At 44.7% G+C, this 20,230-nt stretch carries 20 protein-coding genes and 1 tRNA gene; 9 read left to right on the top strand and 12 right to left on the bottom strand.

Annotation, left to right across the window (positions count from 1 at the left end; translation table 11 throughout):
* Positions 1 to 14: 14 nt before the first annotated feature.
* Positions 15 to 1,283 carry an ABC transporter substrate-binding protein gene (locus ACN0W5_RS18640; protein ID WP_417455581.1) on the bottom strand — a complete coding sequence of 423 codons (1,269 nt, stop codon included), beginning with the start codon at positions 1,281 to 1,283 and terminating at the stop codon, positions 15 to 17.
* A gap of 191 nt (positions 1,284 to 1,474) precedes the next feature.
* Positions 1,475 to 1,963 carry an Hsp20 family protein gene (locus ACN0W5_RS18635; protein ID WP_417455580.1) on the bottom strand — a complete coding sequence of 163 codons (489 nt, stop codon included), beginning with the start codon at positions 1,961 to 1,963 and terminating at the stop codon, positions 1,475 to 1,477.
* Positions 1,964 to 2,238: 275 nt separating this feature from the next.
* Between ACN0W5_RS18635 and ACN0W5_RS18630 the strand changes: the two genes are divergently transcribed.
* The 6 genes from ACN0W5_RS18630 to ACN0W5_RS18605 all read left to right on the top strand — a co-directional run bounded on the left by ACN0W5_RS18630 (position 2,239) and on the right by ACN0W5_RS18605 (position 7,505).
* Positions 2,239 to 2,312, top strand: a tRNA-Gly gene (locus ACN0W5_RS18630).
* Between the two features lie 55 nt (positions 2,313 to 2,367).
* The gene (locus tag ACN0W5_RS18625) at positions 2,368 to 2,823 is read left to right on the top strand and encodes an NUDIX hydrolase (RefSeq protein ID WP_417455579.1); all 456 of its coding nucleotides are present in this window, start codon (positions 2,368 to 2,370) and stop codon (positions 2,821 to 2,823) included.
* A complete protein-coding gene (locus ACN0W5_RS18620; protein WP_417455578.1) occupies positions 2,823 to 3,815 on the top strand; it encodes a glycerophosphodiester phosphodiesterase in 993 nt (330 codons plus the stop codon). Before ACN0W5_RS18625 ends, ACN0W5_RS18620 begins: the two co-directional genes overlap by 1 nt.
* Before the next feature lie 265 nt (positions 3,816 to 4,080).
* Positions 4,081 to 4,674, top strand: coding sequence for a biotin transporter BioY (locus ACN0W5_RS18615; protein ID WP_417455577.1), 594 nt, complete (start codon positions 4,081 to 4,083; stop codon positions 4,672 to 4,674).
* 227 nt (positions 4,675 to 4,901) lie between these two features.
* Complete coding sequence (locus tag ACN0W5_RS18610; protein WP_417455576.1) at positions 4,902 to 5,171, top strand: hypothetical protein; 270 nt, start codon at positions 4,902 to 4,904, stop codon at positions 5,169 to 5,171.
* Between the two features lie 183 nt (positions 5,172 to 5,354).
* Complete coding sequence (locus tag ACN0W5_RS18605) at positions 5,355 to 7,505, top strand: EAL domain-containing protein (RefSeq protein WP_417455575.1); 2,151 nt, start codon at positions 5,355 to 5,357, stop codon at positions 7,503 to 7,505.
* 15 nt (positions 7,506 to 7,520) lie between these two features.
* On the opposite strand, the gene ACN0W5_RS18600 is transcribed toward ACN0W5_RS18605, so the two are convergent.
* From ACN0W5_RS18600 to hutG, 10 genes are all read right to left on the bottom strand, one after another.
* Positions 7,521 to 8,657 carry a CobW family GTP-binding protein gene (locus tag ACN0W5_RS18600; protein WP_417455574.1) on the bottom strand — a complete coding sequence of 379 codons (1,137 nt, stop codon included), beginning with the start codon at positions 8,655 to 8,657 and terminating at the stop codon, positions 7,521 to 7,523.
* A gap of 12 nt (positions 8,658 to 8,669) precedes the next feature.
* Positions 8,670 to 9,725, bottom strand: a complete 1,056-nt coding sequence (locus ACN0W5_RS18595; protein WP_417455573.1) for a COX15/CtaA family protein — start codon at positions 9,723 to 9,725, stop codon at positions 8,670 to 8,672.
* Positions 9,726 to 9,951: 226 nt separating this feature from the next.
* A complete protein-coding gene (locus ACN0W5_RS18590; protein ID WP_417455572.1) occupies positions 9,952 to 10,356 on the bottom strand; it encodes a tellurite resistance TerB family protein in 405 nt (134 codons plus the stop codon).
* Between the two features lie 167 nt (positions 10,357 to 10,523).
* Positions 10,524 to 11,327, bottom strand: coding sequence for an anti-sigma factor family protein (locus ACN0W5_RS18585; RefSeq protein WP_417455571.1), 804 nt, complete (start codon positions 11,325 to 11,327; stop codon positions 10,524 to 10,526).
* Positions 11,324 to 11,857 (bottom strand): RNA polymerase sigma factor, encoded by a 534-nt coding sequence (locus tag ACN0W5_RS18580; RefSeq protein ID WP_417455570.1) that lies wholly within the window; start codon positions 11,855 to 11,857, stop codon positions 11,324 to 11,326. Before ACN0W5_RS18580 ends, ACN0W5_RS18585 begins: the two co-directional genes overlap by 4 nt.
* Positions 11,858 to 11,899: 42 nt before the next feature.
* Complete coding sequence (locus tag ACN0W5_RS18575; protein ID WP_417455569.1) at positions 11,900 to 12,295, bottom strand: hypothetical protein; 396 nt, start codon at positions 12,293 to 12,295, stop codon at positions 11,900 to 11,902.
* 153 nt (positions 12,296 to 12,448) lie between these two features.
* Positions 12,449 to 13,075 carry a LysE family translocator gene (locus ACN0W5_RS18570; protein WP_417455568.1) on the bottom strand — a complete coding sequence of 209 codons (627 nt, stop codon included), beginning with the start codon at positions 13,073 to 13,075 and terminating at the stop codon, positions 12,449 to 12,451.
* Between the two features lie 282 nt (positions 13,076 to 13,357).
* Entirely contained in the window at positions 13,358 to 14,116 is a 759-nt protein-coding gene (locus ACN0W5_RS18565) for an IclR family transcriptional regulator (RefSeq protein WP_417455567.1), read from the bottom strand.
* 6 nt (positions 14,117 to 14,122) lie between these two features.
* Positions 14,123 to 15,505, bottom strand: a complete 1,383-nt coding sequence (locus tag ACN0W5_RS18560) for a formimidoylglutamate deiminase (RefSeq protein WP_417455566.1) — start codon at positions 15,503 to 15,505, stop codon at positions 14,123 to 14,125.
* Positions 15,506 to 15,616: 111 nt separating this feature from the next.
* Positions 15,617 to 16,390, bottom strand: coding sequence for an N-formylglutamate deformylase (gene hutG / locus ACN0W5_RS18555; RefSeq protein WP_417455565.1), 774 nt, complete (start codon positions 16,388 to 16,390; stop codon positions 15,617 to 15,619).
* A gap of 147 nt (positions 16,391 to 16,537) precedes the next feature.
* Here hutG and ACN0W5_RS18550 point away from each other — a divergent pair, with 147 nt between their 5' ends.
* From ACN0W5_RS18550 to ACN0W5_RS18540, 3 genes are read left to right on the top strand one after another with little or no spacing between them, the layout of a single operon-like run.
* Complete coding sequence (locus tag ACN0W5_RS18550; protein ID WP_417433023.1) at positions 16,538 to 17,515, top strand: TAXI family TRAP transporter solute-binding subunit; 978 nt, start codon at positions 16,538 to 16,540, stop codon at positions 17,513 to 17,515.
* Entirely contained in the window at positions 17,502 to 17,999 is a 498-nt protein-coding gene (locus ACN0W5_RS18545) for a DUF1850 domain-containing protein (RefSeq protein WP_417455564.1), read from the top strand. The genes ACN0W5_RS18550 and ACN0W5_RS18545 overlap by 14 nt, the downstream gene beginning before the upstream one ends.
* 3 nt (positions 18,000 to 18,002) lie before the next feature.
* Positions 18,003 to 20,219, top strand: a complete 2,217-nt coding sequence (locus ACN0W5_RS18540; protein WP_417455563.1) for a TRAP transporter permease — start codon at positions 18,003 to 18,005, stop codon at positions 20,217 to 20,219.
* Positions 20,220 to 20,230: the final 11 nt, after the last annotated feature.

Raw genomic sequence — 20,230 nt, 5'->3', positions numbered from 1 at the left:
TTGATGATACTGTTTTATTGCCCGTACCGTGTCAGCCATTCTTTTTCGATACGTTCCATCCAGCTTGGGTGAGGTTCCAGCAAGGTTGGTCCCAGATCTTGAGGAGGCAAGGTTGCAACGCCGAGTTCAATTGCCGAAAAGATTTTCTGATCTTTAGCAGATAGCTTTGCAATAGATAAAACGGTGTCATCACCCCAATATTCTGGATCTTGTTTGCGGGCCTGTGCCTCGGGGCTCATCAAAAAATTTGCAACCACCATGGCTGCTTCTTTACTGGACGAGTTGTAAGGAATGGCAACAAAGTGTGTGTTGCCAATTGTTCCTTTTTCAAAAACAAAGGTTCGAACGCTTGGTGCCAGTTCACCTGACTTGATAAGAGACGAGGCCGCCCCCGGATTGAATGAGAGGTGAATATCAACTTCACCGTCGTCAAGCAATTGTTGTTGGGCAGAACTGCTTACGGGGAACTGTTTGCCAGTACGCCATAGTGTTGGGTGCAATTGATCAAGATAGTTCCATAAAGCAGATGTGGTTTGTTTGAATTCAGTTTCGTTTGTTGCTGCTTGTCGTAGTATTTTGAGATCATCAACAGATTCAACAAGCACTTGTTTTAAGAAGGTCGAACCTAAGTAGTCAGGTGGTGAGGGGTATGTAAAACGTCCTGAATTGTTCTTGGCCCAAGCCAAAAGTTCTTCGGAAGAGTTCGGGGTTTTGTCCACACGGGCACTGTCATAGATGAAGTTGAACTTTGCCATTCCCCAAGGTGCTTCCAATCCATCAACTGGAATTGTAAAATCTATTGTTGTTGTGGCTTTGTTTTCTGTATCGACCAAGGGATAGTTCGGCAGGTTTTCTGAGAAGGGGCCAAACAGAAGACCGTTCTTTTTCATGGAGGCAAAGTTCTCGCCGTTAATCCAGACAAGATCAACAGAGCCTTCGGCATCTTTCCCCGCTGTTTTTTCAGCTAGAACCCGGCTGACAACATCGGCAGTATCAGTAATCTTTACATGCTTGAGGGTGATTTTATTGTCATCCAACACTCGTTTGCCGACCCAGGCGATATATTCATTGATAAGCTCACTACCGCCCCAGGCATTCCAGTAAACGGTTTGGCCCTGAGCTTTGGTTGCAATTTTTGACCAGTCCTGATTAACAGTGGCTTGATCTTGAGCGATAACACTTTGTGGTGTCGCCAAGTTGAGAGCAAGCCCGGTAAAAAGAATGGCAGAAGTGAAAGTCAGTTTGATCCCCATTGATACCTCTTCGATGAAACTATCAGCCAACTGATGGTTTCTTGTTTTGTTAAGTTATCGGAAAGGTATAGATCAAAAGCGGCTTTGTCAGCTTTAAGAACCTCTGATCACGAGGGTTTTATCGGAATGGAAAAGCTGGTCTGTGTTAATTGTTTGAAAACAAGCGCCGGGAAAAGAACCCGACGCTTGTAAGTAGGAACATGTGATCGAACGTAAGGGGATTATGCAGCTTTATTTTTTGTTCCGTCGATTATTTTTTTTGCTTTGCCAAGCAAGTTTGCAGGCTGCCCCTGCGTAATTTCAATCGTACGCGGTTTCTTTTCTTCGGGAATCTCGCGGACGAGGTCAATGGTAAGCAACCCATCTTTGAGATGGGCATCCTCGACTTTTACATAATCATCAAGTTGGAATTTCTGCTCGAATTTTCGACTGCTCAAGCCATGGTGAAGATATCGACGTTCTTCTTTGGCTGGTGGAATTTCCCCTGAAACATTAAGCATGTTTTCATGAAAGCTGATCGCGAGCATTTCTTGTGTGTAACCTGCGACAGCCATGGTGATTCTATAGTGGTCTTCGCCGACGCTTTCTATATTGTAAGGCGGATAAGCAGGGCTATTATCTTTGTAATCAGGAATTTCATCCAGCATCCGTGCCAAGCGGTCAAAGCCGACAGTCGAGCGGAAAAGTGGTGATAGATCGTAACGGGTCATAACGACATCCTCCTAAAAGCAATGTGATCATAACAAACGGCCATTCAGGCCTATGTTGCGGGTCTGGTTTCAGCCCCCGCTAAACAACATTTAGGAAAGGTTTTTGTGGGGTCAAGGATAGAAGGTGTAAAATTTTACCACAAAATAATCCCACAAAATAATCGGTGAATTATTTCAGCAAAATTAAAAGGATGAAGGTACATATACCTTGTTATATTATCAGGCAAAGGATAGGAATAATGATTAGATATGTGCCAATCTAGTGTCTAGCTATCGCGGGTGTAGTTCAATGGTAGAACGGCAGCTTCCCAAGCTGCATACGGGAGTTCGATTCTCCTCACCCGCTCCAATTGTCCGCTATCCAAGTTCGGTTGCTTGATTATTTTATAAAAGAAGGTTCTTTGATGAGTTCCCAAGAAAAAAACACTGAAACGCCAGACGTGATCAAAATCGCGGCGGCTGTGATTGGTAACAGTCATGGAAAAATGCTGTTGGTTCGAAAAAGAGGCATGTCTTTTTTTATGCAAGCCGGCGGGAAGATTGAGCAAGGGGAAGAGCCCTTGGCTGCTTTGGAACGGGAGTTGGGGGAAGACCTTGGCTTTACGTTTGATCGATCTGATTGTCGTTTTTTAGGAAAATTTACAGCCCCGGCAGAGAATGAAAATCATACATCTGTAGAAGCTGATGTTTTCTATATTAAAAGTGATGCGTCAGTCGGCCCACAGGTGGAAATCGAACAGGCAATCTGGATTGACCCACGAAACATGGGTTCGATGAAGGTGGCGCCTTTGACCCGTCAGGTGCTGGTTCTCAATTTTGATGACAGCAAGACAATCGGGCAATCTGTAGAGGGCAGCTAATGTTTTTGAGCCAAGGAATAATCAAAGCTGGTGTAATCTTGGCCGTTATGGGGTTGCCCCTGAATGCAGGTGCAGAGAGTCTCTCGCAAAGATTCTCTAATCTTGGTGTGTCAGAAGATTTTGATTTGCAGGGGCATCGCGGTGCTCGGGGGCTTGCCCCGGAAAATACGTTGGCTGGCTTTTCCAAGGCGCTGGAGCTGGGTGTTACGACGCTTGAGCTTGATACAGGAGTGACCAAGGATGGTGTTGTTATTGTTCATCACGATCCTTATTTAAATCCCAATATTGCAAAAGATCCCAAGGGTAATTGGGTTCAGGATAAATCGCTTGTTTTGAACAAGATGAATTACGAGAACGTCGCCAAATTTAATGTAGGGGGGCTTAAACCTGGATCAAAGTACGCAGAAAGATTCACCCGACAAAAAGCTGAACCGTTTCAAGCTATTCCCAGATTGTCTGATCTTTTTGATTTGGTGACGCGCTCAGGTAATAAGATTGTTCAATTCAACATTGAAACTAAAATAAATCCTCAATTACCTGATGCGACTGTACCTCCGGATGCCTTTGTCGCGGCACTTCTTACTGTTATCGATAAGCACAGCATGTCGGATCGCGTGACGATCCAATCCTTTGATTGGCGGACACTTCAGCTCGTGCAAAAACAGGCACCGTCTATACCCACGGTTTATCTGACCGCGCAGCAAAAGTGGTTGGATAACATAGCGACTGGACAAACAGGAACAAGTGGCTGGACAGCGGGTTTCGATGTTGACGACTATGCGGGGAGCATCCCCAAGATGGTCCAGTCTGCGGGGGGACGTGTCTGGTCACCTTTTTATCGGGAAGTTACGCCTGAACTCGTGAAAGAAGCTCATCAAGAAGGCCTGAAAGTCATTCCATGGACTGTTAACGACCCTGATGATTTCACGCGTTTAATCAAGATGGGTGTGGACGGTATTATTACCGATTATCCAGATATGACACTTCCTTAAAGATCAAGGTTTTGAGCAAAACATAATTCTGTAAATATCCAGATTGTTTGGGCATGAGTATCTCGTTGGTATGGAGAGGCTGAATATAGCTCAACCCTCAGTAATTATTACCCGGTATTTGTTGCAAGACCCCCAATCAGTACCTGCAGAATTGCAACTTTCTTCTTGGACGCTAGCTTGTTAGAGTAAAATTGAAATTATCGATTCTTAACAAGGTGATATCAATCGATAACAATTGTTCGCTTATTTTGCAGGAGGCATATTGATGCTCTCGGTACAAACCGCTCACCCTACGTTGGGACAGCAACTTGTTGGTTCTCATTCTAACCTTCTAACAAAGATGTTGATGGTCCTCGTTGGGTCCCTTGCTCTTTGGGTGTCGGCTAAAATACAGATTCCTTTTTATCCCGTGCCAATGACAATGCAGACAACAGTGGTCTTTATGATTGGTATGGCCTATGGCTGGCGCTTGGGTGGATTAACGATCATGCTTTATCTTTTCGAAGGTGCTATGGGGCTTCCAGTGTTTTCCGGTACGCCTGAAAAAGGGCTTGGTCTTGTATACATGATGGGCACAACAGGGGGCTATTTGCTTGGCTTCTTCTTTGCTGCTGTCTTGCTTGGCTGGTTAGCTGAAAAAGGCTGGGATCGCAATTATATCTCAACCGCTGTTGCGATGATCCTTGGTAATGCAGTGATCTATAGCTTTGGTTTGCTTTGGCTTGGTTCGATTGTTGGTTGGGACAAGCCTTTGTTGGAATGGGGTATGTTGCCATTCCTTATGGGTGACGCAGTAAAACTTGCGTTGGCTTCATTACTCCTGCCAACGGTATGGAAATTATTGGGAAATCATAAATAATCGATTTCTACCAATTTGGGCATATAGATCCAAGAGCGTTGTTCTTTTTCATAAGACAACGCTCTTGTTGATTCCAGACGAGCACTTTGTCTGTATCTGCCCGCTCAACATAGTTGGGTGCTGATTGTTCTTGCTCTAGACGCTGTCGGATTCTAGAAAATAACTGGTCTAGAGAATTTTAATTGAACTTGATTATAAACTGAAGACCTTAAAAGGTGTTCGGTTACATGGGAAATCGCATGGTTGGCCGTATTATTCAGATCGTACTTCTTTGTTTTGTGGTTGGTGTTGTACTTGCCGCTTTCAACACGGATGCATTGGGGCTCGTGAACTGGATTGTCGATAATTTTCAGAAGGTAGTCGATTCTGCTGCTGAATTTATTGATTGGGGCGGGCGCTATATTCTTTTGGGGGCAGGGTTGGTCTTACCAATCGTTGCGATCAACTTTTTGATCAAATATTTCAAGGGTCGCGGGTCAAAAAATCATACCGAATAAAAAATGTAAGATTTATTGTCAAAAAATTGTGAAATTTTCCAGATCTTTACATTCCAGTAAGAGTCATTTTGCTAGCTTAGAGGATAAGCTGGGCGGCGTTTCTTTGAGTTATTAGCCAGTCCAAATGGCGGTTGTAAGTATAATGGAATGGATGGCTATTTCTATGATAGTCATAAATAAAGTTTGAATACAGATATCAAGCAAATCCTTAATGCTCTTCCTGATCTGGCTCTATTAGTGCGGGATCAGTGCGTTGTTTTCTGCAATAATGTGGGATGCGATATGCTTGGTTATGATAATTCCGGGAATGATAATCCTCTTCCCGTTATTGATCTTGTTGATGTCGAATATCACGATGTCTTCAACGATATTTGGCAGGGACTATTGGAAAGTGGGAAAACAGATTTTCCGTTAAAAATAGTTGGCTTTAACAACAACAAGCATGAAATCATGTTTTATGCAGATTCTGTTGTAGAAGCGGAACAGAACACCATCATCCTTTATGGCAAGGACTTCTCTCTTGCTAAGAAAAATGCTGCAGCTCTTGTTGAAAGCGAGATGTCACAGCGTATTCTCAAGGATGCGGCGCTTTCTTTCCTATGTATCTGTGACGATAATGGCATTAGCTATATGAATCCTGCTGGGCTAAAGTTGCTTGAAGGTGATGATGAGGAAGAAGTTCTTGGTAAAGCTTTTTCAACGTTTGTTCATCCGGATTACAAATCTGTTTTTAATAAAGATTTTAAACTTCTCTCCGCTGAAACACAGGCATTTCCTCTCAAGCTTGTTGGTTTAAAAGGGGGACCATTACGTGTTGAAATGTTTGTTTCAAAGTTTCGCCATGGAGGGCGAAGTGCGTATTTAATTGAGGCCAAGGACATCAATGACCTGTTATTGCGCCAAGAAGAACTGCTTCGTATTCAAGGGGTGTTGAAGAAGAAGGTCGCGGAAAGAACACAGGAACTCTCACAGGAAATCAAAGCACGTATTGAAGCCCAGAAAACAGTGGAACATATGACTTACCACGACGCGTTAACGGGGCTTGGAAACCGCATACAGTTTGTACATGCTGTAGATCAGTACCCATCTCTTTTCAAAGGGGCCGAAGCGTGTGAGGATAATAAATACTGTGCTGTTCTGGTGATGGATTTGGATCATTTCAAAGATTTGAATGATATCTTTGGGCACGAAACGGGTGATCAATTATTACGAAAAATTGCTGATTTACTCAAAGAAGAATTAATCCCAGGGGCACATTTGGCTAGGTTGGGCGGCGATGAATTTGCGCTGATGCTACCGATCGAAGAAAAAGTTGATGCTGAATATTGTGCTCAACGACTGCTTATGCGAATGGGCAAAGCGTTTTTCCTAAGCGGTAAAGAAGTTTATTCAGGATGCAGTGTTGGTATCGCCATTGGTCCTGAACATGGGGGGACGGCAACTGAGCTTTTAGGGCATGCTGAAATGGCACTCTATCAGGCGAAGCATAAAGGGCGGTCGACCTACACATTCTTTGATAGCGGTTTAAAAAAGAATCTTGAAGAAAGTAGTCGGTTAGAACATTTACTTCGGGCCGCGTTGGATAAAAATGAATTTGAGCTTTATTATCAGCCTCAGATAGAGCTGCAAACAGGACGTTTGGTCGGGGCCGAAGCCTTAATTCGCTGGCATAGCAGTGATGGAATGGTGAGCCCGGATCGTTTTATTCCTATTGCTGAGAAAACAGGATTAATCGATCCTATCACTGACTGGGTTATGACGACGGCTTGTACACAAGCAAAAGAATGGCAAAATATTTTGCCGGGTATTCGTGTCGCGGTTAATTTGTCTGCCGTTTCATTCAGGCAAGTCGATTTTGTTCACAAAGTGGCTGAAGTTCTTGAATTCACGCAGGTAAGTCCAGGATGTCTAGAGCTTGAAATTACCGAGACGGCGATTATGGCTGACTTTAGAGAAGCTGATCGTATTCTGAACAGTCTTGCTGAACTTGGGGTTCATTTGGCTATTGATGATTTTGGTACGGGTTATTCTTCGCTTTCTTATCTGAAGCGATTCCCGGTTGATAAGCTGAAGATTGATAAATCGTTTGTCCTAAAACTGGATCAGAATCAGGATGATGCTGCGATTACGGCTGCGATTATCTCTATGGCGCATGCTATGGGAACGAAAGTCCTGGCCGAGGGGGTCGAAGAAAAGTCTCACATGCTATTCCTGAAAGATCGAGGTTGTGAAGAGGCGCAGGGGTATTTCTTTGCCAAGCCGATGCCAGCAGAAGAGTTTCTTCGATGGTGTACTCATGAAAGAACAGGCGGTTTTAAAGCGATAACTGGTTGAGGCTAGCTATACCCGCTATATCACATCGTCATTCTGTTCCATGAAGGCTTTGAAGGTATCTTCAAACATTTCTTGTTTTAAATCTTTGACGATAAAAACAATTTTTGATCGGCGGTCTCTGTCTGGCCAACCTTCTAGCATCACGGGGGGATGAAAAATATGTTGAACGCCATGAATGACAATTGGTTTCTCATCACCTTCGATATTCAGCAAACCTTTGATCCGAAGTAGATTGCTGCCATACAGTGTGATCAGCATATCAACCCATGAATTAAGTTGATCCCAGTCTAGCGGTTTGTCATGTGTCAGACAAAAAGCATGCACCTTGTCATCATGTCTGTTGGGGTTATGGCTATGTCCGTGGTGGTGTCCATGACCATGATGGTGATTATGCCCGTGATCATGATCATGATCATGACCGTGGTTATGCTTGTGGCCATCTTCAAACGCTTCTGCTTTAAGCCAGTTTTGCACATCCAGTGTTTTGGTTTCGGGATTATAGAGCCCAGCGTTAAAAAGCTGTGCCGGATCAATCTGGCCCTTCGCAATTTTGAAGATACTTGCTGTGGGGTTTAATTCTTTGAGGCGAGCGACAAGATCCTTAAAATCACCATCTTTGGACAGATCAGTTTTGGTCAGAAGCAGGCGGTCGGCCACCGCAGCCTGCTTGATTGATTCTTGATGATTGTTCAGTGTTTCTGTACCATTAATGGCATCGACAGTGGCGATTACACCATCCAGTCTAAAACGGTCACTTAGAAAAGGATCGGACATTAAGGTTTGCAGGATCGGCGCAGGATCGGCGAGGCCTGTTGTCTCGATAACGATGCGGTTGAAAGTGGGAACTTCTTTCATCAAGCGTTGTTTGTAGAGCTTTCTGATTGTTTCAACCAAGTCACCACGAACTGTGCAACACAGGCAACCACTGTTCATTAGGACGATATCTTCTGAAGAGCTTTCTACCAGAAGATGATCCAGTCCTATTTCCCCAAACTCGTTAACAATAACAGCAGTTTCATCCATGTCAGGATGTTGTAATAGCTCTTTCAATAGGGTAGTTTTGCCACTGCCCAGAAAGCCGGTAAGTACAGAGATTGCTAGTGGCTCATCAGGGATGTCCATATCGTGAACTTGGAATTTATGATCTGACATATCTAATAAACCTTAAAAGAGAGCAGGGTTTTTATCCCGGCGAACAACATAGAGGGCATAGAGACTGGCGGTAAGATACAACAGGCCACCGGCCTGGTGCATGGCAGCTAACGAGATGGGAACAACCAGTAAAAGAGTACTAATGCCCAATATAACCTGAATGACAGCACTCAAAAGCAACAGGTTGAGCGCGAGCGCGAGGTTAGTAGAACGCTGCAAGACAAGGGACCACCCCCATATAACTAAAGTAAGGGCGAAAGTAGTGATCGCCAAAGCCCGATGGTTAAACTGTACAGCAGCGATATTCTCAAAAATATTTAAATGCCATGGTTCAAGCGCATGATAGGCGTCGGGAATGATTTCTCCGTCCATCAGAGGAAAGGTGTTGTAAATCATGCCTGCATTGAGGCCGGCTACGAGACCACCTGAAGCAATTGTTATGGTAACGAGTATAGGAATAAGGCAAAGCGGAATGTGCAGCTTGGCGCTTGAAAAAGCCGAATTTCTGCTTGGTTGTGGAAATAATAACCCGATGGCAATCCAGAAAATATAGGCATAAATGGCAAAGGCTAGTAACAGGTGTGCAGTTAATCGGTACTGGCTGACATCAGTTCTGTCTGCGAAGCCACTGGCAACCATATACCATCCCATACCACCCTGTAGTCCACCAAGAATAAACATCAGAACCATATGAGGGATAAGCGGTTTCCTGATTTGTCCTTTGATTAAAAACCATACAAAGGGCAACAGAAAAACGACGCCAATGGCACGACCCCAAAGACGATGGATGAATTCCCACCAGAAAATACTCTTAAATTCTTCCAGACTCATGCCCAGATTTTCTTGCTGGTATTCGGGAATTTGTTTGTAGATATCAAACATGCGTTCCCATTCGCCTTGGTTCATCGGGGGAAGAACACCTTTGAAGGGTTCCCACACCATGATTGACAAACCCGATTCCGTTAACCGGGTTATGGCACCAATGACAGCCATGGCCAGAATCATTCCACAGCAGAGCAAAAGCCAAAGGGCAATGGGACGATCTTGTTGTCTTGTGTCTGATATCATGCTGTACCTGCCAAAAACGATAGCTCTATACTGGTCTTATATAAGGATTTCGACGGGTATCAATAGCATAAATCATAGGATAGATGATTGTTAGTTAACGGGCTTTTGTCACAGGGCATCTACAAAGGTAAAAAGATGTCTATCTCTAGTATGGACATAGAAGTTACTTCCAAAGAAAAAAGAGAGGTTGTTGGCCTCTCTTTTTTTTAAATTCGAATAATTAAATTCAAGCGTGCATGTAACGTGCGCGGGCGCCACGCTCAATTGCGGCGGCTGCAAGGCGTTCGATATCAAGTGTGTGGCGTAAAATTTCTAAAAGACGTAACTCTTCCTGGCTGGCAATACCATCCGCGGCAACAACTTCTAATGCCAGTGCATAGGCTGTTTCTCTGAGATGTTCAGGCAGAGCCGCGACAACTTGGTCTAGGACACGATCAATACCGTCTTCGCCTTCGAGAAGGTCAGCGCACTTACGAGAATCCATGGGAAGATCTTCTGGGTTATAACCTTTGAACACAGGCAGGACCTTTACGATTTCACCAATCGTTGTTAGCTCTGAATCAGTCATGTCGCTGTCAGCTGCAGATGTAAGAACCATTACATAGACCAAGGCAGAACGATAATCGGTCATTGAGACACTTCCTTATGAACGTGTATAAACATTGTGCGTAATATTTGAAATATTGAGCCTCTTACTTGAGATGAAGCGCGGTAAATTTCAATAGCTTTTTCATTACTATAACAGTCTTGGTGAATAAGTCCCTAGAGAACTCTTGAAAATAGGTGTTATTTTTTCGTTTAGAGTTGCTTATAGACATCATTAACAATTTCTTGGAGTTCATTCCGCTCAATGTCGCCGATGACGGCGTAGCCGAGAGCGCCATTGTACCAGTAGAATGCCCGTGTTGTTTCGGCTTGTTTGAATTGAAATCCCATCTCGCTCTTTTCGTCGTTGAATGATTTTGTGAGATAGAGGGTAATACGGCTGCCGGCTTTACTTTCATACATAAACTGCGCGGCAGGTCCTGTTTGCGAAGGTAAAAGACGGCCGCCCATCAAATCAAACCCTTGTGCCGAGAGATCAGGAATCGTGAGGGGGGTCTCTAGCCGATAAGAAAGCCATTTAGCAAGATGATCTTGCTCGTTCTTTTCAACTTCTACAGGATGCCGGACCTCGGGTGTGTATATCCAATGAGCTTCCATCGCAGGTTGGGAAAAGTTTTGATATGCTGTTGCGATGGGAATTTGATCCGATATTGATACCTGTAGGAAATCTCGCCCAAACCAACCACCTGCTATGCCGATGGCTAGGATCAAGAACGAGGCTGCTATTTGAGGAAGGATCGATGCTGACGTGCGATTGTCGGAAAGTATATGTTGAGGCTTAGAAGGGGGAGAGAAATGTTCCGGTATTGGTTCATCCGCTTTTGAAGCAAAAAGGTTGTTAATTCCCTGGTTTTGCTTTTGCCACTCATTGACCATTCTTGCGTCATCCGGGTGAGTTTCAAGCCATTGTTCGACACGCAGCCTTTCCTCTGGTTTTAATTCTCCATCAACATAGGCGTGGAGAAGCTCTGAGCCTTCAAATCTATTCCTGCTCATTTTATTCTCCTGATCGGCGGTACTTTTTCCGAGGATGGTGTCGCGGTAGATTTCCGCAAAGTTTCTCTTGCTCGGGAAAGCCGTGACATGACGGTGCCAAGTGGCACTTGTGTAATGGCTGCGACTTCCGAATAGCTTAAACCCTCTAACACAATCAACAAAAGGACCTGTTTTTGTTCATCGGGTAGTTGGTTAATCCCTTTATCCAGATCTCTTAAATACAAATGGCTAAGTTGATGTGATGTTGTATCTGTGTCTGGGACCAATGGTGTTCTTTCTGTCAATTCAGCAGGAAAATGAAGAGGGTTGGTTTGGTTCTGTCGATAGTGGTTAAGGTGGATGTTACTTAAAATTCTGTATAACCACGATTTTAAGCTGCCGTCGCCTTTCCACTGGTCACGTTTCGCCAAGCCTTTTTCCAGACAGTCCTGGACCAGATCATCCGCCTTGGACGAGTCTTTGACCAATGCGTAAGCATATCGCCTGAGAAAAGGGATAGACCTTGTCAACTGATCAAGAAACTCGTCCATAATGGCTTAGACCTTTGGTCTGTCGTATTCTGAACTGCGGTATTAAGGTTTTACAACGTGCCAGACGCCTTTGAACTTATCTCCGGTGACATCGCCGGGCTTTTTGTCTTGGACCCAGCCATAAAGTGGCATCCCTTTATATGCCCATTGTTGCGCCCCATCATCACGTGTGATTTTTGTGTAATTTCCTGATTCAGCGGCTGAAGAAGCTGCGAGAAGGGGCGGCCAAGCTTTTGCGCAACCACCATTGCAAACTGATTTTCCACCTGAATCCTTATCGAAGGAGTAAAGTGTCATCCCTGAGTTGTTGATGAGAATTGTACCGAGTGATGTCTCGCTTGTGGTAACGATTCCATCCAAATTTTCTGCTGATGCTGCTAAGGGAGCGGCGGTCATAAGGGCAGTTGTAACGACGATCATTTTCAGCGCTGTCTTCATGTCTTTATTTCCTTAATTCAGAGATTTAAAAATATCCGTGTAGATAAAAGACACTTCAGCGCTGGTTTTATTCCCCTAATGTGAAAATAAAGTGTTTCAAATAAGAAAATGCCGGGATAGTTCGGCATTTTCTATGTGGTATTTCGGTGAAATCTATCGGCTGGATGTAGCGAGTAGGCCGCCAGCCGCAATGAGAAATGACCCACTGGTTCGGTTCATTATTCTTTGCCCCTTTTGTGTTCGGGTTAGGAATGCAAGTTGCTTACCGGAAATGGCATAGAGAAAGAGCGCAATAATTTCGAGAAAAACAAAGGTTATGCCCATTGTCGTAATTTGCGGCAACATTGGAAGAACAGGGTCAATGAATTGAGGAAAAAAGGCAGTGAAAACTAAAATTGCCTTCGGATTACTGATTGCGACCAGAAATTCCTGTCGAATAATGGCATAGGTAGAAGCTTTTGATCTCTGGGGTTCTCCAAAGTCTTCGACATCTTCCGTTTTTGAGCGCCACAAGCGAATGCCCAGATAAACGAGATATATGGCACCGCCAATTTTTAAGGCGTAAAAGGCTGTTGTTGAAGCCGCCAGAATCGCCCCGAGGCCGGTGGCAGTCAGAACAATAAGGATAACAAAAGCCACTAGGCGGCCTAATCCGCCTTTCATGGCGTCAAAAAGTCCATAACGCAGACCGTTTGTCATGGCAAGCATGTTATTTGGACCCGGCAGAATATTGATTGCGAAGGCTGCGGGTATAAACAACAGCAGTAGATCAAGCGACATATCAGATTCCGAGATAGCAGTAATGAACTGATCAAAAGCCTAGTGAGAATAAAGTGCGGCGTATAGCAGAAGAATGAGATAACCCAGATTGTAATGTTACAATGAGTCTGTGCGGTAATACTGGCATGGTCTCATCGGGAGACAGGCAGACGTTATGATGAAAATATTCTGCGAATAAAGACAAAAACCCGCTCAAAGGCGGTCTTTTGGGATCAGTTTTTCTTCTTTTTAAAATATTGAGTAAAGCACAGATCAAAGCGCGAATGTCCTTCGCTATGATTATTACTGCATTTCAGAGATGCGCTTCGCACAGTCGAGTACCATGTTTATTAAATGTTCATTCAAGCCTAGCTGGTTGTGGTGTCCAGATATGTTAACGGCTCCGATAGCGTACCCTGATCGATCATGGATCGGGGCAGCTATCGCATTTGTTCCTTCTGCTAACTGTGAAGCTTGTGCAGTGTATCCTCGTTTTTGATCTTCTTTTAAGGCAATTTTAAGCTCGTTAAGCGTGCCAATTGTGGCGTCTGTGAATTTTTGAAATTCATACTCCTTGAAGCGGCGATCAATTTCTTCGTCACTAAGCGAGGAAAGCATGATACGCCCCATGGAGGTTGCAAAGGCTGGTAAGCGCGAGCCAACGGGAATATTGGAGACCATCGGGCTGGGAGACATGGCGCGAAAAACATAGACGGCATCTGTATTTTCTAGCACAGCGACGTGAACCGAAAAACCGGATAGGTCGCGTAAATGGCGTGCGTGACTGGCTGCAACGTCGTTTAAATCCAGGGATTTGATATAGCTATAGCCCAGCTCCATAACGCGTGGCGCGAGGCGGAATGTACGCTCCGCCTCGTTTTTTATCAAATAACCTTCTTGTTCCAGCGTATGTACAAAACGAAAGGCTGCTGAACTGGTTACTGAAATTTCATCAGCGATTTGCGAAAGCGTCATTTGTGCTCTACCGGCACCAAATGCTTCTAGAATTCTAAGGCCTCGCAGAAGTGAATTTGACTGATATTTTTTACTTTTATTATCCATAGCTACTTATAATTTATGGGCCAGTCTCTGTATAGCTGAAACATAGGCTGTGTTTATCGTTTCTTCTAATGGATGTTTTCCGGAGATCAAAACTTTCTTGCCTGCAACATAAACGTCACCAATATCAGCTTTCTGCCCAGAAAATATATGATAATCCAGTACTGCTTGAGGGGAAACGGCTGCCATAATACCGTTTTGATCAAATTTAAGTTCGACAAAATCTGCTCGGGATCCCACGGATATTTGTCCGATTTTACGGCCTGTGGCGCGGGCACCGCCCGCTGCAGCTAATTGCCACAAATTACTGCCAACATTGGGCATTTTTTCCGAGCACAGAACGTTTCTTTGTCGATGTAACAAACGCTGACTATATTCCAGAGTACGTAGCTCTTGGGTGGCCTTTGTGCAAATGTTGCTGTCTGAACCGATACCAAAATGCCCCCCATCATTCAGAAAATCAATAGCACGGAAAATTCCATCCCCGAGATTGGATTCTGTTAATGGGCACAAGCCGACAGTTGCACCAGAGGAGGCAATGGCAGAAACTTCGTCATCATCCAGATGGGTTGAATGGATTAGACACCAAGCAGAATCTACAGGTGCCTGGTCCATAAGGGCTGTGACAGAACGCTTCCCGTTATAAGCAACGCTGTCATCTACTTCTTTGGTTTGCTCTGCCACATGAATATGAACCGGACAACCTGGTAAAAGATTGTCTCTTAACTCAAGAAGCCAAGCCATTTCGTCTTCGGTGACGGCTCGTAATGAGTGAGGAGCCAAGCCTAAATTATAACTGGCCTGGTTTTGGTTTGACTTAAGTATTTCGATTAACTTGAGATATTGGTCCCGCGAGTTGATAAAACGACGTTGAGCATCTTGTGGGGCGACACCGCCAAAATTTGCGTGGGCGTAAAATACAGGAAGATGTGTAAGGCTAAGACCTGTTTGATCAGAGGCTGTTATAATCGCTGTCGACAGTTCTTCAGTTTGTGCATAATAACTGCCGTCCATGTCATTGTGTAGGTAATGGAATTCAACAACTTCAGTATAACCACCCTTGAGAAGTTCCATATAAAGCTTTGCGGTGATTGCCTGTAGTTCGCTGGGGGAAATATTGTGCGCAAAATAATACATCATTTCACGCCAGGACCAGAAGCTATCAACGGGATTTCTTCGTACTTCTGATAAGCCGGCCATTGCATATTGAAACGAATGGCTGTGAAGGTTTGGCATTCCGGGGACAGCCGGGTTTTCAATCACAGGGTAGCAGTTTGGATTATTATCCTGATCAATTGCCAGAATATGACCGTCTTCCGAGATGCTGACAGAGATGTCATATACCCAACCCTGATTTGTCAGAGCTTGTTTGAAGAATAAACCGGCAGCCATTTAATTGATGTCCTTTATAACTTTATGGGAGTACCACAGAATAGAAGAGTTCGTATTCAGATCCGGGTCGGAATGGTTAACTTAAAGTGGTGATGAGGTTTTCAAGAAAAGTCATTTTCTAGATTCCAGTTCGGATAACAGCGCAGATACCAATCCTTTTATCGTATCACCAAGTGCAAACGCTTTTTGGTTTTCTAGGTTCCAGGGGCTTTGCTCTATCATGTATGTTGATTGTGCAATCTCAAGCTGAAGGGCGTGTATGTTTTGATCTGGCCGGCCATAATGCCGTGTAATGTAGCCGCCTTTGAAGCGACCATTTTTTACGAAACTATATTTACCAGAACTAAGGTATTGCTGGGCACATTTCTCAAATTGAGAATCAGTACTGCTGCCGTTATTGGTTCCAAGATTAAAATCGGGCAACACACCATCAAATAGACGGGGTACTTCTGATCGGATCGAATGCAGATCTATTAGAATGCAAATACCAAACTTGGATTTGATACGCTGAATTTCTGCCTCTAGTGCTTGATGATAGGGCCCCCAATAGGTGTTGATACGTGCTTTTATCTCTTCTTCATCGGGCTCTTGTTCTGTTTGATAAAGTGGATGCCCGTCAAAATCTATCTGTGAAACAAGACCAGTCGTGGGACCTGTATAAAGGGGCGTATCTTCGGCGGAACGATTCAAATCCACTACGTAGCGGGAATACTGCGCTGCCATAACGCTGCATCCTAGCTCAGCACAAGGGAGGGCAAATTCATGCATGTGCCAATCGGTGTCTTTCAGATCCAATGCATCAGGGCGTAATCGCGATAGGATTGACGGTGGAAGGGAAGTTCCAGCATGGGGGACGTTAAGCAAAATCGGGGTGGACCCTGCCATAAATTTTATCAATTCGGGTGTCATCGCTATAAAATCATATTTTTACAATTGAAAAACAGCTTTGACATTTAAAATTAGATGAGTCAAATTATTCCTAGAGCCGGGTGGCGAGAGAATTCCCGGTTGGTTAACAACATGGAGAACAATATGCTTACTCGCAGAACTCTTATGCTTTCAGCCGCGGCTTTGCCTTTGGCCGGTCTTGTCGGAAAATCTGTAAGCGCTCAGACACGCTCTTTCTTTGGTATTGCAACTGGCGGAACGGGTGGTACTTACTATCCGCTGGGCGGTATGCTTGCTCAGTTAATTTCTAATACAGCTGAGCTTCCAGATACAAAATTGTCGGCAACGGCAGAAACAGGTAATGCGTCTGTTGCTAACACCAAACTTTTGAGCCGTGGCGAAATCGAAAGTGCTTTTGCCGCAGCAGATATTCTGGACGCAGCCTATAGAGGCATTGGTCAATTCGAAGGCAACAAAGTTGAAAACATTCGTGCCATCGGTGCACTGTACCCTGAGACAGTTCAGCTGGTTGCGCGTGCGGATTCTAACATCGAGAAATTCGAAGATCTTGCTGGAAAGTCTATTTCGTCGGGTTCACCGGGATCTGGTCAATGGCAGCTCCTTGGCGATTTGGTTGAAGCTCATGGTATGTCTCGGGATGATTTGTCTGAAGACTTCTCATCTTTTTCACAATCGGTTGAAAAAATTAAAGATGGTAATCTAGACGCATCATTGATTACTGCTGGTGCGCCGACGTCTTCTGTTACCGAACTTGCCAATGGTCATGAGATCAAAGTGATCCCGTTAAGTGGGCCAGCAATCGCCAAGTTGCAGGAAAAACAGCCTTATTATGTAAATTCCATTCTGCCTGCGGGATCTTACAAAGGTATTGATAAAGATGTTGAAACTTTGGCTGTTCGTGCGATCTGGGCAACACATGCTGGCGTGTCGGATGATATTATCTACGCCGTGACAAAAGCTCTTTATGAAAACACGGAAACTCTTGGGAAAGTTCATCCTAAGGGCAAGGAAATTGCTGCGAAAACAGCGCTACAAAGTGTTTCAATTCCTGTGCATCCTGGCGCAGCAAAATACTATAAAGAAATCGGTGTTACAAAGTAAGCTGATATACTTTCGTAAAATAGGCTTTGCCGTATGGCTAAGCCTATTTTTTCTGTCGGCTCCTTCTGGGGCCGACAATCCGGTTCGTAACCTTTGTTTATATGATGGCTATTCGAACCGTGAACTAGTGCGATATACGCTTGATGAAAGCCACAAATTTTCACTTTCCTTTATTCATTCCGCGACGCTTACGCCAGTGATGGATATATACGAGGTGCGATCAAGTGGGATACATCAAATTGCTGAAATATTTGAAACTCATAGTGCCGGACTGCCTTCTTTTGCTGGTGATGTTGGAACAATCAAATGGCGGCAACAGGACGGTAAATTTATCCTGGAAATGGATCGGCAATTTACCCGTATTCAGCTGCGTGTTCAGCGTGAATACCTCAATAGTCTGCATCTTGGTGAATTTGTGATTACTTTGGCGGATCTTAAAGCCAAGGTTCTGGGTATTGAGATGTGCGAGAATGAAGGAAAGTAACATATGACAAAGCAAACAGGTCAATCTGGACAGTCAGATCCAGACCTCTCGCCCGAACAAATTGAGGCGATGATCAAGGAGTACGACTCCGAATCTAACTTCCGCGATTTATTGGGACCAGTTGCTATACTGGTCACAATTGCCTCGGTTGCTCTGTCTTTATTCCATTTGTATACGGCAGGTTTTGGACTTCTGAACGAAGTTATGCACCGCACGGTGCATCTGGCTTTTGTGATGGGGCTGGTATTTTTGGTTTTCCCTCGCAAACGGGCAGCGCCGACACCAGCGATGTGGCGCAGCTCTTTCTTGTTTACGGCCTTCTATCTCTTTTTGATCTTTGACCTTTTGGGGCAATTACCCGCGACTGTCTCAAGTTATGTTTTTATCGCAGGAATGGTGGGGCTGGCTATCATGACCTTGCCAATAAAAGGGCGTGGTTGTGAGCCGGGGAAAATCGCTTTACGTGATTGGCTTTTTGCTGCGTTAGGTGCAGGGTTCTCTGCTTATCTTGCAGTATTCTTCAAAGACATCTTTATCGTGAATGTTGGCGAACCGCGTCCACAAGAATATATGATGGGCCTGATCGCAATTATCGTTACGCTAGAGGCAACGCGTCGTACCATGGGGGCTACGCTGGCCTATATTGGGGCCTTTTGTATTCTTTACGCTATGTTTGGTCCTTACATGCCCGGTATTTTGGCCCATCGTGGTTACGGGATCGATCGTATTATTAATCACCTCTTTGTTGGAACTGAAGGTATCTACGGCGTCGCAGTCGGCGTTGTGGCAACCTATGTCTTCCATTTTGTTCTATTTGGGATTCTTGCTCAAATGAGTGGCCTTGGGCAGCTCTTTATTGATTTGGCGACAATCATAGCTGGCCGTCAATCCGGGGGGAGTGCAAAGGTTTCGGTTGTGTCTTCTGGCTTTTTTGGGATGATTTCCGGGTCTCCGATTGCCAACACGGTTACCACGGGGGCTTTTACAATTCCGTTGATGAAAAAAATGGGTTTTTCAGGGCGCTTTGCTGGTGCCGTTGAAGCATCTGCATCCTGTGGTGGGCAAGTCACACCGCCGATTATGGGGGCTTCAGCTTTTGTGATGACCGAGATGTTAGGTGTGCCCTATAATGAAATCATACTTATTGCGATTATTCCGGCCGCTTTTCACTATTTAGCCATTTTGTTGATGGTGCATTTGGAATCAAAGCGGTTGGGACTTGCGGGGATGTCTGCTGATAAAATTCCACAGCTGGCTAACGTTCTGAAACGGTCTTGGCACTTGTTGATTCCCTTAGCTGTCATGGTTACACTTTTATTGATGCAATATACGCCGTTCTTGGCCGCTTTTTGGGGAATTCTATTTACGATAGGATTTTCTTATATCCCGCTGGTAGCTCATAGAATGGGTAATCGGGATATGGATTTAAACACAGTATTGACGCCAAGAAAGCTCATGATCGGTTTCGAGGATGGCGCTAAGTTTGCGCTTGCTATCGGTGCTGCTTGTGCCTGTGTAGGCTTCTTGTTGGGGATTACGACATTAACGGGCCTAGGGTTCAAGTTCTCGGCGGCTGTTGTACAGTTGGCATATGATCTCGCAGGAATTGTCACGGCGTTTGACTTTACTGGCCTTCTTTCAGAAAAATCCATTGCTTTGTTCTTCGGTCTCTTTTTCGTGGCAATTGCTTGTATCCTGATGGGGGCAGGTATCCCAACGACGCCGACTTATATTATCTTAGCATCAATAGCTGCGCCTGCATTGTCAGAGTTTGGTGTGCCGTTGATCGCGACACACTTCTTTGTTTTTTACTTCGGAGTGCTGGCAGATGTTACCCCCCCTGTTGCCTTAGCAGCATATGCAGCGGCAGGACTGTCACGGGCAGACCCGATGCGCACGGGCACGACCGCTTTCAGGCTCTCTATGGGTAAGGCGTTGGTACCTTTTATGTTTATCTATGCGCCTAGTTTGCTGTTTGTTGACTTTTCTCTGGTTGAGTTTGTTTTGGCTTTGTTTAGTGGGGTTCTTGCTATTCTCGCTCTGTCTGCTGCTTACATAGGGTTTTGGGGACGTGAACTTATTTTAGTCGAGAAGGTTTTGCTTACTCTTGCTGGTTTGGTTCTTATCTCAAACAGCTGGATCGCTATTACGCTGGGGACTCTCGTTGTTTTGGGTATCCTGTTAAGGGCAAAGGTATCAAGCCGAACGGAAATGGCTTAATTTATGTGGTT

The sequence above is a fragment of the Kiloniella sp. genome, from assembly GCF_048270245.1.
Classification (GTDB): domain Bacteria; phylum Pseudomonadota; class Alphaproteobacteria; order Kiloniellales; family Kiloniellaceae; genus Kiloniella.
The sequence above is the reverse complement of the archived record's forward strand: the minus strand, read 5'-3'. Positions and strand labels throughout refer to the sequence as shown.